The sequence below is a fragment of the Reyranella soli genome, from assembly GCF_007992495.1.
In the GTDB taxonomy this organism is placed as follows: Bacteria; Pseudomonadota; Alphaproteobacteria; order Reyranellales; family Reyranellaceae; genus Reyranella; species Reyranella soli.
Map to the genome: position 1 here is coordinate 1 of NZ_BKAJ01000059.1, position 12921 is coordinate 12921.

Consider the following 12921-nt stretch of genomic DNA (forward strand, 5'->3'; position numbering starts at 1 on the left):
CAGCTGACGCTAAGAGCCCTTACTTAGAAGTATCGCGCCCGAAGGATGGACCTCGGCTGACCAGCCCGGCCGGACCAGCGTCGTGGCGTCGAGTTGGGTGACGATTGCCGGGCCCTCGAAACGGTCGCCGGCGCCGAGCGTCGCGCGATCGTAAAGCGGCACCTCGATCGTTCCCGAGGCGAAATGAACGGTTTGCCGGTCGTGCGGCTTCGCGCCACCGCCGGACGGCAGGACCGGCCGCAGCGGCGCGGGCATGCGGCCCGTCGCCTCGATCCGCAAGGTGACCAGCTCGATCGGCGAATCGAGCTTGAAGCCGTAGAGGCTCTCATGCGCCGCGGCGAAGGCCGCTTCGATGCCTGCCGCATCATCGACCCAGTCGACCAGGACCTCGCCGCCCTGGCCGTGGTAGCGCATCAGGGCGACACGCACCTGCCTGCGGTCAGCCGGCGCCACCTGCTCCTTGGCGAGCCAGTCTTCGGCCTGCTGTGAAAGCTCGGCATAGACCTGGCGCGCTACATCGATGTCGACCTTGCCGGTCCGCGGCAGGGTGCGGCTGAAATCGGCTTTCAGGTCGGCGGCCAGAAGGCCGTCGGCGCAGAGGACGCCAGGCGCGGTCGGCACCAGCACGCGGCGGATGCCCAGAAGCTCGGCGAGAGCGCAGCCATGCAGGGGACCAGCGCCGCCGAACGGCACCAGGGTGAAGTCGCGCGGATCGTGGCCGCGCTCGACCGAGACGATGCGCAGCGCACCCATCATGTTGTTGTCGAGGATGGCGAGCATGCCACGCGCCGCTTCCTCGCGGCCAAGCCCGAGTGGTCGCGCCACGTTGCTGTCGACTGCGCGCGCCGCCGCCTCGGTGTCGAGCGCCATGCGGCCGCCCAGAAGGCGCGCCGGCAGATGGCCCAACGCGACATGTGCGTCGGTCACCGTGGCCTGTGCGCCGCCGCGGCCGTAGGCGGCGGGGCCGGGATCGGCACCGGCACTCTGCGGGCCCACGGTCAGCGTGCCGTCGGCCACCTTGGCGATCGAGCCGCCACCCGCGCCGATGGTCACCATGTCGACCATGGGCAAGGGCAGGGGCCAGTCGCCGACATGGCCGCTCTGGGTGAGCGCGATCTGCCCGTTCTTGATCAGGCAGATGTCGGCGCTGGTGCCGCCGATGTCGACGGTGATGATGTCCTTGATGCCACAGGCGGCGGCCACCTCGCGGGCGCCGACCACGCCCGCGGCAGGACCCGATAATGCGGTCAATGCCGGCGCGCGCCGGATGGTGACGCCGCCCGCGACGCCGCCGTTGGACTGCATGTAGAGCAGCGGCGCCTCGACCTTTTCCTCGGCCAGGCGATCTTCCAGCCGCGAGACGTAGGTCGCGACGCCCGGCATCACCAGCGCGTTCAGCACCGTCGCCAGCGACCGCTCGTATTCGCGCACCACCGGCAGCACGTCGGACGAAGCCGTCACGGCGATTCCAGGCAACGCCGCGCGCAAAAGCTCGGCCACCCGCCGCTCGTGCACCGGGTTGGCAAAGGAGTGCAGCAGGCAGACCGCCACCGCCTCGACCTTGAGGGTGCGGCAAGCCTCGGCGGCGGCGTGCACGCTGGCTTCGTCCAAGGCCTCGACGATGGTGCCGCCGGCGCCGATGCGCTCCTTGACCTCGAGCACGCGCGAGGCCGGCACGGGACGCGGCGGCTTGACCCAGGCGAGGTAATTGGCGCGCCGCGGGATGTCCTGGCGGCCGATCGCCAGCACGTGGCGGAAGCCGGCCGTCGTCACCAGGGCGGTGCGCGCGCCCTTGTCCTCCAGGATCATGTTGGTGGCGACGGTCGTGCCGTGCAGCACGCGGCCCAAGTTCGGTGCGGCCCGCCCGGCGTCTTCCAGGGCAAGCCGCACGCCGGCCAGGAAGGCCTGGCTGGGATCGGCCGGCACGCTCGGCGTCTTGGCGCGCCAGATCTGGCCGCTCTTGGCGTCGTACAGGGCGATGTCGGTGAAGGTGCCGCCGATATCGACGGCGACGGCGAGCGATGTATCAGCCAAGGCTGTCGACATAGGCGTGACGGTGGAACGCTTTGGTTTCGGGGCGGTTGGTGCGCAGCTTGCCGGTCACGGCCTTGTCGACCGCGCCGTCGACGAGCGCGACACCGTAGAGCCGTCGCGCGGCCTCCGGCGTCACGAAGCCGCCGGCCACGTCCTCGGCCACCATCTCTGGCGGACGATCGAACGGATGGCCGTGGCCGCCGCCGCCGCCGGTCTCGATGCGCAAGACGTCGCCGCGCTTCAGCACGTTGCCGTCCGACAAAGGCGCCAGCTCGCGCTCATGGTTGGTGCCGGGATTGACGACGACGCGACCCGTGCCGCCGGCCATGCCGCCATCGATGCCCCAGGGCGGATTCTTGACGCTGTCGATACGGACGGCGAGGACGGCTTCCTCGGCCAAAATGTCGTACTCGCGCACGATGCCGCAGCCGCCGCGATAGCGGCCGGCCCCGCAGGAATCGATCAGGATGCCGTAGGTGCGGAGCCGCACGGGATAGCCGGTCTCGAGGAATTCGACGGGGTAGTTCTCCTGGGCGACGAAATAGACCGCGTCGGTGCCGTCGGCGTAGGGCCTCGCCCCCCAACCGACGCCGATGCCGTCTGACATCAGGAACGGTTCGAGCTCGCCCTTGTCGTTGCGGAAAGTGCCACGCAGGAAGGAGATCACGTAGGCCGAATGCGCGGCCGGCGCCTTGCCGCCGGCGACGTTGATGAGCCCATTCACCGCGGCGAGGAAGCGCATCAGGGTGAGGCCGCGCATGCCGAGCGGCGCGGGGAACTTCGGCCACAGCAGCGAGCCCTCGCGCAAACGGACCTCGTCGATCGCCTGCGGGCCGCCAGCGTTGCAGACCTGCGCCGGATCGCCGCCCAGATAGAACATGGAGAGCGCCGTTCCGGGCACGTCAGGGTTCAGCAGCAGGTTGACCGGCCCCGGCGACTGGTCGTCGGTCGCGGTGGCGTCGAAGATGAAGCGGTCCTCGCCATCGGGCCCGCGCTCGCGCGTCAGCGCCAGGCGCAGATGGAACGGGCCGTTGCCGTGGCCGTCGGAATCGATCGCATCGGTGAAGCGATGTGTGCCGTAGTCGAAGGTCTCGGCGAGCTTGGTGCGCACCAGGTTGCGCGTGCGCGCCACGAGCTGGCGCAGGCCATCGGCCAGCACGTCGGTGCCGAAGCGACTGGCGATCTCCTCGATGCGCCTGACGCCCAGCGCCGCGCTCGCCATCAGCGCCCGCATGTCGCCCACATTCTGCTCGGGGAAGCGCGAATTGCGGAAGAAGATCTTCAGCGCCATCTCATTGGTGACACCGGCATCGATGAGCTTGGTCGGCGGGACGATGATGCCTTCCTGGAAGATGTCGGTGGTGTCCGGGCTGATCGAGCCGGCGCGCAGGCCGCCAATGTCGGAAAAGTGCGCCCAGCCCATGACGAAGCCGCAGCGCCGGCCGTCATGGAACACCGGCGCTAAAAGCACCTGGTCGTTGGAATGCGAGATGGCGCCGCGCGAGCCGTAGCAGTCGTTGTACCAGTAGAGGTCGCCCGGCCGCATGGTGTCGGGCGGGAAGTCGCGGAACACCGGGCTGCAGATGTCGCCGAACACAGGCAGATTCGAGCCCACCGCCATGACACCGTCGGCGTCGAACAGGGCAGTGTAAAAGTCCTTCTTCTCGCGGATGAAGGCGGAGATTGCGGTGCGCTCGATCAGCGCCTCCATCTCGGCCTGCGCCGCGCGCACGGCGCCGCGTACGATCTCGAGCGTGACCGGATCGCAGGCCGTCGGGGCATTCTTCAGAGTGGCGTCGGGCATGGGGAATACTGTCGGCCTTGTCGTGCTGGCGCAAGCAACTCTACTCGTCCTTGCAAGGTCGTTTCGCCGAGGGGAAACGCTCCGCCCACAGCGCCTCGAAATCCCTGCGGAAGCGGATGTAGTCGGGTCCATCACGCGTTTCCATCGTCCCGCGAAACGCGTAGGCCTTTCCGGGGCGTCCTTGTTCGGGCTTCTCGAAATAGATCTCGACGACCGGCGAATCCTTGCGGTTGATGGGACGGACGAGGGTGATCGTCGCCTGGGCGCAATAGGGCCAGGAAGAGGCATCGATGCCAGGCCGCATGTCGTTGACCAGCACGCACTTGCCGCCCGTCCAGGCGATGCTGCGCGCTTCCTTGCCCACAAGTGCCGTGAGCCACCCCTCGACGGTCACGTCGCCATCGCAGCGGTCCTCGCCGTAGTCGATCAACTTCACGGCTGCCTGCTTGCCGGCCGCCACGAGCGCCGCGCTGGTGACGCTCGCCGGCTGTTGCGCGTCAACCGGCAGGGACCAGGCCAGCATGAGCAGGAAAGGCGCGCGTCTCATGGGCTCAGTCCAGATGGCAGGCCACGCGGTGCCCGCCGGTGGTCGAGCGGAGCATGGGCGTCTCAGCCGCGCAGCGCGGCATCGCGTACGGACAGCGGTCGCGGAAGCTGCAGCCGCTGGGCGGCTCGCGGGCATCGGGCACGTTGCCCTTGATCGGCAAGGGCGCGCGGCTCTGGTCGGGATCGGGGACCGGCACGGCGGCGACCAGGGCCTTGGTGTAGGGATGGCGCGGCCGGCGCACGATCTCCTCGGTCGGCGCATCCTCGACGACGCGGCCGAGATACATGACCAGGGTGCGCTCGCACAGGTAACGGACCAGCGCCAGGTCATGGGAGATGTAGACGGCGGTCAGGCCCATCGTCTCGCGGACTTCGCGCAGCAGCGCCAGAATGCCGGCGCGCACGCTGACATCGAGCATCGATACCGGCTCGTCGGCCACCAGGAAACGCGGTCCCAGCACCAGGGCGCGCGCCATGACCACGCGCTGGAGCTGGCCGCCGCTCAGCTGGTGCGGATAGCGGTCGAAGTAGCGGTCGAAGTCGGCGAGGTGCACGCGGCGGAAGGCCGAGGCGACGCGGTCGGCGTGCTCGGCCTTGTCGATGTCGGCGTTGATCAGCGGTTCGACGACGGCGCGGTAGATCGTGAAGCGCGGGTTCAGCGCATCGAACGGGTTCTGGAACACAAGCTGCGCTTGGCGTCGGAAGTCGCGCAGGCGCTCGCCGGTGAGTCCGGCCATCGGCGCGCCGCCGAAGGTGATTGCGCCGCCGGTCGGCTCGGCCAGCTTCAGCATCAGCCGCCCCAACGTGGTCTTGCCGCAGCCCGATTCGCCGACGACGGCCACGGCATCGCCGTCGCCGACGTCGAAGGTGACGCCGTCGAGCGCGCGCACGGCCGGATGCGCGCCGCGGGCGATCTCGCCCAGCGAGCGCGTCACCGGAAAGTGCTTCACGACATCGCGAAGCTCGACGAGCGCTGCCATGTCCTGGGATCCAATGCGGCGGTTCGAAGGGTGTCGGCCTCGCTGTCGCGGCGGCAGGCCGAACGGTGGTCGCCGTTGCCGCTCATCGCGGCATCGATGCCGCAGGCGGGCTGGGCGAACGGGCAGCGCGGCACGAAGCGGCAGCCCGACAGAGGCTCGCGCAGGTCGGGCGGGCTGCCGGCAATCGGCACCAGCTCCAACGCGTCGGACAGCAGGTCGGGGAAGGCGTTGCGCAGGCCCATTGTGTAGGGGTGGCGCGGCCGTGCGAGCACGTCGCGCACGGGGCCGCTTTCCACGACCTGGCCGGCATACATGACCACGACCTCGTCGCAGAGATAGGCGACGACGCTGATGTCGTGCGTCACCAGCACCATGGAGAGATGCAGGCGCTGCTGCAGGGAGCGCAGCACGTCGAGGATCTGGCGCTGGACGATGACGTCCAGTGCTGTCACCGGCTCGTCCGCCAGCAGCAGGCTGGGTTCAAGGGCCAGCGCCATGGCGATGGCGGCGCGCTGGCGCATGCCGCCGGAGAACTGGTGCGGATAGTCGGCGAGCCGCCGCTCGTTCAATCCCACCAGGTCGAACAGCTCGACCGAGCGGGCGCGCGCCGAGGCGCGCGAATGGTTGCCGCGCTTTGTCATGACCTCGACCAGCTGCGCGCCCACCGTATAGACCGGATCGAGCGAGCTCATGGCGCTTTGCGGCACGTAGGCGATGTCGCGCCAGCGCAGCTTGCGCGTCGTTGCCTCGTCCATCGCCTGGCCCTTGAAGACGACGCGGCCGCCGGCCTGCCTGCCGTTCTCCGCCAGCACGCCCATGATGGCGCGCACCGCCGTGGTCTTGCCGCAGCCCGATTCGCCCACCAGGCCGACGATGCGGCCCTCGGGCACGGTGAACGAGGCGCCGTCGACGGCGCGCGCCACGCCATCGCGAGTGCTGTAGTGGATCCGCAGCTTGTCGACCTCGAGGATCATCGCCCCCGCAGCCTCGGCATGAAGACTTCCTCGTAGCCGCGGCTGATGAAGAAGCCCGCGACCACGATCAGCACGATGCAGATTCCGGGCGGCACGAACCAGGCGTACTGGCCGCGCGACAGCGCCTGCGAGGCGAAGGCGTCCTGCAGCATCATGCCCCACGATACGCTGCCGGAATCGCCGAAACCCAGGAAGCTGACGCTGGCCTCGGTAATGATGGCCCAACCGATGGCGATGGCGGCATAGACGAAGCTGAGCGGCAGGATATTGGGCGCGATGTGCACGAACAGGATGCGCCAGGCGCTGGCGCCGGTGACGCGTGCCGCCTCGACATAGGCGCGCTCGCGCAAGGTCAGCACCTGGCTGCGGATCACGCGTGCCGAGTTGGGCCATAGCAGCAGCGCGACCGCGAGCACAATGTTGGAGGTGCTGGCGCCCAAAAAGCCCGTCAGCACGATGACGAAAGGCAGGAAGGGGAGGCTGAGCGCCATGTCGGCGATGCGCATCAGCACGGCATCGGTCGCGCCGCCGAAATAGCCTGCCACCAGGCCGACGATCGTGCCCACTGTGGAGACGATGATGGCGGCCGACAGGCCGACCGCGAGCGCACTTCGCGTGCCGTAGACGAGCTGGGCATAGATGTCGCGGCCGAGATTGGTCGTGCCCAGCGGGAACTCGGCGCCGGGCGGCACATTGGCCGCGAGCTTGCCCGCCTTGGTGAACAGGATCTCCATCGGGTCGATGGGGGCGAGCTGGTCGGCGAACAGCGCTACCAGGGCGAACAGCACGTAGATCAGTATGCCTGTGAAGGCGAACGGATCCTTCAACGGCATCGCCACCATGCGGCGCAAGACCGGCGATAGTGACCAGCTCGAGCGCGTGGAGGCCACGGGTTCAGCCCTTTCGGCCATGGCTCACCCGCGGGTCGAGGACCATATACAAAAGGTCGGCGACGAAGTTCATCAGCGCCAGCACCAGCGCGATCATCAGGAAGGCGCCCTGCGCCAGGGGATAGTCGTGGACGGAGACGGCCTGCACCAGCAGGCGGCCGATGCCGGGCCAGCTGAACACGGTCTCGATCACCACGTTGCCGCCCATCGACAGGCCGACGCCCAGCGCAAAGGCGGTGACCACCGGCAGCAGCGCATTGCGCGCGGCATGGCCAATCACAATGCGCCATTCGCTGAGGCCCTTCATGCGCGCCATGGTGACGAACTCCTCGTGCATCACCTCCAGCATGTTGGAGCGCATCAGGAGCAGCGGCAGGCCCTGCAGGTAGAGGGCGAGTGTCAGTACCGGCAGGGCGAGATGGTGGACGTAGTCCAGGGAGAAGATGCGGTCCCAGTTGCTCGAATAGGCCATGCCCGGGCTCGAGGCGCCACCCGACGGGAACCAGCCGGCGTTGAAGGACAGCACGGCGAGCAGGACCATGCCGATCCAGAACTCGGGCGCCGCACGGGTTGCCAGCACAGCGGGCACGGCGGCGCGCTCGATCCAGGTGCCGCGCTTCCAGGCGAGCCAGGCGCCGGCCACGACGCCGAAGATATAGGCGATGATCAGAGAGGTGAGGGTCAGGATCACCGAGTTTGGCAGCACTTCCAGCAGGATAGTCATGACCGGCCGACGCTGGAAGAAGCTGAGCCCCATCTCGCCCTGCAGGAGGTTGGCGAGATAGATGAAGTATTGCTGCCACATCGGCTTATCGAGGCCGAACTGCTCCAGCATGGCCTGCTGCTGGTCGGCGTTGAGGTTCTCGTTGATGAAGGCGGCAAGCGGCGTGCCCGGCATCAGCCGGAACATGAAGAACAGGATCGTGGTGACGGCCAGCAGCGCCAGCGCGTTATGCGTGAAGCGCCCGAGGACGAGTCTCATGACTCTTCCGGACCGCGAGCCCTTGGCTCGCTCATGCTCATGAGCGGGCCAGAGGCCCGCGGTCCGGAAGACGAAGAACTCATTCCGTCGCCAGCTTTTCTTGCTTGCCGGTCGGGTAGTAAAGCTTGCCGCCGACCACGCGGTAGCCCGCCTCCTGCAGGATCTTCTTGGCCTCGGCCAAGCCGGTCTTCATATTGTCGACGGCGGGATCGTGCCAGTAGCTCAGCACCGGCGAGACATGGCTGTTGGCCGGGATGGCGTAGTCCTGCCAGGCCGCGCTCACCATCAGCCGCCGGTCGATGGCGGCCGACAGCGCGCGCCGGAACTTCGCATCGTCGAACGGCGGCCGGCGGTTGTTGAAGGCCACGTACTCGAAGCCGATATCGACCTCGCTCCTGATGGCGATGTCGGGATTCTCCTTGGCGAACTTTATAAGCACCTCGGCGTCGCCGCCGAACATGCCCAAAAAATTGATCTCGCCGCGCTTCAGCATGCCGAGCGTGGCCTCGGCGTTGGGCACGATGCGCATGATCCAGCGCTGCACTTTGGGCGCCTGGAAGTGGTCGCCGAAGCGCTCGAGCAGGATCTCCTCGTTGGGCGCCCAGCGCACCAGCTTGAACGGGCCCGAGCCGATCTTGGACACCTCTTTTAGTTGCTCGGCCGTCTCGGGCTTGCCCGCCAGGTCCTTCAGCACCGGCTCCCAGATGTGCTTGGGGATCAGGTTGATCTTGGCCAGCGTGGCGGTGAGGAAAGTGGTGTTGGGCTGCTTCAGGGTGAAGCGCAGCGTCTGCTCGCCGGTCTTCTCGATCGAGGCGATGTCGGTGACGAAGGGCTTGTACATCGGCGCCTTGTCGCCGGCCGGGGCCTGGAAGGAGAAGATCACATCGTCGAGCGTCACCGGCTGGCCGTCGTGCCACTTCATGCCGGTGCGCATCTTGACGTCGACGGTCTTGTCGTCGAACCAGGTGACGCTCTCGGCGGCCCACGGTTTCGGCATGCCGTCGGGGCCGATGCGCATCACGCGGTCCCAGATCAGGTCGGTCACCCAACTGTCGACTGCGCCGCCGATATAGAGCGGGTTGGTGGCGTTGATCACCTCGTTGCTGTTGATGATCAGGTCCTTCTGCGCGCCCAGCGGCTGGATGGCGAGGAAGGTCCAGATGTTGCGGATGCCGATACCGCTCTGGTTGACGACCGTGTCTTCCTTGAATACCGCCTTGTTGAAGGCGAGCGCGTACTTCGGATGCACCAGGAAGGCCTGCGGCTGGTCGCGGTCGATGATCTTCTGCATCTCGAAGGCGGTCTTGCGCCGCTCCTCGCGATCGAGCTGGGTGCGCTGCTTCTCGGCCAGCTTGTCGTATTCCGGATTGAGGTAGCCGATGAAGTTGTAGCCCTTCTCCGCATAGCTCGAGTGATAGAGGCTGTATAAAAATTCATCGGGATCGGAGCGCTCGGGCCGGCCGACCATGCGCCACATGGTGACGTCCCACTTGTCGCGGCTGAACCAGATGAGCTGGGTCTGCTGCTGGCGCTGCAATGGCTTGACCTCGACGTCGAGCCCGAGCTGGCGCCATTGCTGGGCGATGAGCTGGGCCGCCTGGTAGCTCTGCGGCAGGGCCGCCTGCGGCCAGGAATAGAGGTTGAGCTTGCGCACCTTCTCGGTCGGACCCTGTGCGAAGGCTGCGGTCGCCAATGACAACGCCGCCAAGCCGCCCGCGGCGGCCAAAACCAGTTTCTTCATGACGCCTCCCTGGCCAGGGCTTCCCTTGCCTGGCGCGTGTATCGATTTTCCGGAACGCGTAAGCCCAAATGGTCTCGCAGGGTGGTGCCCTGGTATTCGGTGCGGAAGATGCCGCGGCGCTGCAACTCGGGCACGACCTGCCGGCAGAAGTCTTCGAAGGGCTTGGGATAGTGGTTGCAGACGACGTTGAAGCCGTCGGCCGCCTCTTCCTTCAGCCACTTTTCCATCTCGTCGGCCATGTACTCGGCCGTGCCGACCATCACGCGATGGCCGGTGCCGGCCGCGGTGTGGCGCGCGATCTGGCGCAGGGTCATGTTGTTCTCGCGCGCGGTGCGCACGACCAGCGCCTGGCGCGCCTTGGCGGCATTGCTGGGCGGCAGCTCGGGCAGCGGCCCGTCCAACGGAAACTTGCTGAGGTCGAGTCCACCCGAGATGTGCGACAGCGACTGCAGCGCCACGTCGTCGGGCATCAGCGACTGCAGGTATTCGTAGTTCTCGCGCGCCTCTTCCATGGTGCGGCCGAGCACCGGGGTGAGGCCCGGCATGATCTTGATGTCCTCGGGCCCGCGGCCGTAACGCGCCGCGCGGCTCTTGATGTCGGCGTAGAAGGCTTTCGCCTCGTCGATCTTGGTCTGGGCCGTGAAGACGACATCGGCGGTGCGGGCGGCGAGGTCGCGGCCGGCCTCGGAGGACCCCGCCTGCGCCACCACCGGCCAGCCCTGCGGCGAACGCGTGATGTTGAGGGGGCCCTTGACCTTGAAGTGCTTGCCGACGTGGTCGAGGAAATGGACCTTGTCGCGGTCCATGTAGACGCCGGTCTTCTTGTCGCGCAGCAGGCCGCCGTCTTCCCAACTGTCCCACAGGCCGGTCACGACCTCGTAGAACTCGGCGGCGCGCTCGTAGCGGTCGGCATGGGCGAGGTGCTCGTCGAAGCCGAAATTTTCGGACTCGTCCTCGATTTGCGAGGTCACCAGGTTCCAGCCGGCGCGGCCGCCGCTGATATGGTCGATCGAAGCGAAGCGGCGGGCGATGTTGTAGGGCTCGTTGTAGGTCGTGGTCGCCGTGGCGACGAGGCCGATGTGGCTGGTGACCATGGCGAGGGCGGCCAGCGTCGCCGTAGGCTCGAGCTTGACGGTGCGCGAGAGCTTGGCGCGGGTGCGCTCGCCGCGGGCCAGCGCGCGACTGCCGGCCACGCCCACCGTGTCCTGGAAGAAGATGGTGTCGAACTTGGCGGCCTCGGCGACCTGGGTGATGTGGGCGTAACCCTGGAAGTCCATGTCGTAGGTCGGCACGGCGTCGGGATGCCGCCAGCCGGCGAGATGGTTACCCGGTACGCTGAAGAAGCCGCCGAGGCGGAGCTGCTTGCTAGTGGTCATCGATCGACCATGAGGCAAAGCTGTCACCCCGAGCGCAGCGAGGGGCCTTTAAGGCCATAGGAAAAGTCCCTCGCTGCGCTCGGGATGACAGCGGGGCTTGGATCAGATGCTTGCCGTCAATCATTCGACGCCGCCGCGTTGACCTGCACCGTCGTGCGGTTGGTCGTGTGAACATTTTTCGGGATCGGCACGCCGAGATTCTCGCGGAACGTCCTGCCTTCGTACTGCGTGCGGAAGATGCCGCGCCGCTGCAGCTCGGGGATGACCATGGTCACCCATTCCTCGAGCGGCTTGGGATAGTGCGCGAACAAGAGATTGAAGCCGTCGCAGGCGCCGGCCTCGAGCCAGGCCTGCATGTCGTCGGCGAGCTGCTTGGGCGTGCCGTAGAGCACGCGATGGGCCTGGCTCATGGCCAGCACGCGGCCGATCTGGCGGATGGTCATGCCGCGCTTGCCCATGGCGATGATCATTTCCTGGCGCGCACGTGCCGCATTGCTGGGCTTGAGGGGAGGCAACGGCCCGTCGGGATCGCAGGCGAAGATGTCGACGCCCCCCGCCAGCCGGGCCACGCCCGCGATGCCGACGCTGTCGTCGACCATGCCGCGCAGCTCCTCGTACTTCTCTTGCGCCTCCGATTCGGTGCGACCGACGATCGGCATGATGCCGGGGAAGATGCGGATATCTTCCGGCCCGCGTCCGTACTTCTCGATGCGCGAGCGCATGTCGTTGCAGAAATCCTGGCCTTCCTTGATGGTGGTCTGGGCGGTGAACACCATGTCGGCCGTACGGGCCGCGAGCTCCATGCCGATGTCGGAGGAGCCAGCCTGCGCCACCACCGGCCGGCCCTGCGGCGAGCGCGCGACGTTCAAGGGCCCGCGCACCGTGAAGTGCTTACCCTTGTGCCGCAGGATGTGCATTTTGTCGTAGTCGAACCACTGGCCACTCTTTTTGTCGCGCAAGAAGGCGTCATCCTCCCAACTGTCCCACAGGCCGATCACGACGTCGTGGAACTCGGACGCGCGGTCGTAGCGGATGCCGTGGTCGAAATGCTGGTCGCGGCCGAAATTCACCGCCTCGTCCTCGGCCTGCGAGGTCACCAGGTTCCAGCCGGCGCGGCCGCCGCTGATATGGTCGATGGTGAGGAAGCGGCGCGCGACGTTGTAGGGCTCGTTGTAGGAGGTCGTGCAGGTCGACACGAGTCCGATATGCTTGGTGATCGCGGCCAGTGCCGCGATGGCGCTCATCGGCTCGATGTGCGCCTGGCGCCCGTTCTTGATGCGGAACGGTTTTGCGCCGTAGACGGCGGTGCTGCCGGGAATGGCGACGCTGTCCTGGAAGAACATGCAGTCGAGCAGGCCGCGCTCGGCCGTGCGCGCCATGTCGGCGAGCAGTCGGAAATCGAGATCGGTCTCACAGATCGCATCGGGATGGCGCCATCCCGTCGGATGGCATCCCGGAACGCTGAAGAAGGCGCCAAAGCGCAACTGCCGCTTGGCCGCTGTCATTAGACCACCACCATTGGAGTTGGTGAAACAGTATGCAGAGAGCGTGCCACCGGCAGCCGCATTTTGCCACCCCGGAGCGCTTGTCGAAC

At 67.2% G+C, this 12921-nt stretch carries 10 protein-coding genes; all 10 read right to left on the minus strand.

The genetic code is table 11. The features are described from left to right. Positions 1 to 9: 9 nt before the first annotated feature. The 10 genes from RSO01_RS16985 to RSO01_RS17030 all read right to left on the minus strand — a co-directional run bounded on the left by RSO01_RS16985 (position 10) and on the right by RSO01_RS17030 (position 12832). Positions 10 to 2034 (minus strand): hydantoinase/oxoprolinase family protein, encoded by a 2025-nt coding sequence (locus RSO01_RS16985; RefSeq protein WP_218037365.1) that lies wholly within the window; start codon positions 2032 to 2034, stop codon positions 10 to 12. Then, positions 2027 to 3838, minus strand: a complete 1812-nt coding sequence (locus RSO01_RS16990) for a hydantoinase B/oxoprolinase family protein (RefSeq protein ID WP_147150310.1) — start codon at positions 3836 to 3838, stop codon at positions 2027 to 2029. The genes RSO01_RS16985 and RSO01_RS16990 overlap by 8 nt, the downstream gene beginning before the upstream one ends. Before the next feature lie 40 nt (positions 3839 to 3878). Beyond that, positions 3879 to 4385 carry a hypothetical protein gene (locus tag RSO01_RS16995; RefSeq protein ID WP_147150311.1) on the minus strand — a complete coding sequence of 169 codons (507 nt, stop codon included), beginning with the start codon at positions 4383 to 4385 and terminating at the stop codon, positions 3879 to 3881. Positions 4386 to 4389: 4 nt separating this feature from the next. Then, a complete protein-coding gene (locus tag RSO01_RS17000; RefSeq protein ID WP_147150312.1) occupies positions 4390 to 5364 on the minus strand; it encodes an ABC transporter ATP-binding protein in 975 nt (324 codons plus the stop codon). Further along, entirely contained in the window at positions 5331 to 6338 is a 1008-nt protein-coding gene (locus RSO01_RS17005; RefSeq protein ID WP_147150313.1) for an ABC transporter ATP-binding protein, read from the minus strand. The genes RSO01_RS17000 and RSO01_RS17005 overlap by 34 nt, the downstream gene beginning before the upstream one ends. Then, positions 6335 to 7228, minus strand: a complete 894-nt coding sequence (locus RSO01_RS17010) for an ABC transporter permease (RefSeq protein ID WP_218037366.1) — start codon at positions 7226 to 7228, stop codon at positions 6335 to 6337. The genes RSO01_RS17005 and RSO01_RS17010 overlap by 4 nt, the downstream gene beginning before the upstream one ends. Positions 7229 to 7232: 4 nt before the next feature. Further along, entirely contained in the window at positions 7233 to 8210 is a 978-nt protein-coding gene (locus tag RSO01_RS17015) for an ABC transporter permease (protein WP_147150315.1), read from the minus strand. Between the two features lie 79 nt (positions 8211 to 8289). Beyond that, positions 8290 to 9951, minus strand: coding sequence for an ABC transporter substrate-binding protein (locus RSO01_RS17020; protein WP_147150316.1), 1662 nt, complete (start codon positions 9949 to 9951; stop codon positions 8290 to 8292). Further along, positions 9948 to 11327 (minus strand): LLM class flavin-dependent oxidoreductase, encoded by a 1380-nt coding sequence (locus tag RSO01_RS17025; protein ID WP_147150317.1) that lies wholly within the window; start codon positions 11325 to 11327, stop codon positions 9948 to 9950. The genes RSO01_RS17020 and RSO01_RS17025 overlap by 4 nt, the downstream gene beginning before the upstream one ends. 116 nt (positions 11328 to 11443) lie before the next feature. Continuing rightward, on the minus strand, positions 11444 to 12832 hold the full coding sequence (locus RSO01_RS17030; RefSeq protein ID WP_147150318.1) for an LLM class flavin-dependent oxidoreductase: 1389 nt from the start codon (positions 12830 to 12832) through the stop codon (positions 11444 to 11446). Between the last annotated feature and the right edge of the window lie 89 nt (positions 12833 to 12921).

Excerpts from the sequence above, each read along its gene's own strand:
- RSO01_RS16990 (WP_147150310.1), bottom strand. The coding sequence starts at position 3,838 with ATGCCCGACGCCACTCTGAAGAATGCCCCGACGGCCTGCGATCCGGTC.
- RSO01_RS16995 (WP_147150311.1), bottom strand. The coding sequence starts at position 4,385 with ATGAGACGCGCGCCTTTCCTGCTCATGCTGGCCTGGTCCCTGCCGGTT.
- RSO01_RS17000 (WP_147150312.1), bottom strand. The coding sequence starts at position 5,364 with ATGGCAGCGCTCGTCGAGCTTCGCGATGTCGTGAAGCACTTTCCGGTG.
- RSO01_RS17005 (WP_147150313.1), bottom strand. The coding sequence starts at position 6,338 with ATGATCCTCGAGGTCGACAAGCTGCGGATCCACTACAGCACTCGCGAT.
- RSO01_RS17015 (WP_147150315.1), bottom strand. The coding sequence starts at position 8,210 with ATGAGACTCGTCCTCGGGCGCTTCACGCATAACGCGCTGGCGCTGCTG.
- RSO01_RS17020 (WP_147150316.1), bottom strand. The coding sequence starts at position 9,951 with ATGAAGAAACTGGTTTTGGCCGCCGCGGGCGGCTTGGCGGCGTTGTCA.
- RSO01_RS17025 (WP_147150317.1), bottom strand. The coding sequence starts at position 11,327 with ATGACCACTAGCAAGCAGCTCCGCCTCGGCGGCTTCTTCAGCGTACCG.
- RSO01_RS17030 (WP_147150318.1), bottom strand. The coding sequence starts at position 12,832 with ATGACAGCGGCCAAGCGGCAGTTGCGCTTTGGCGCCTTCTTCAGCGTT.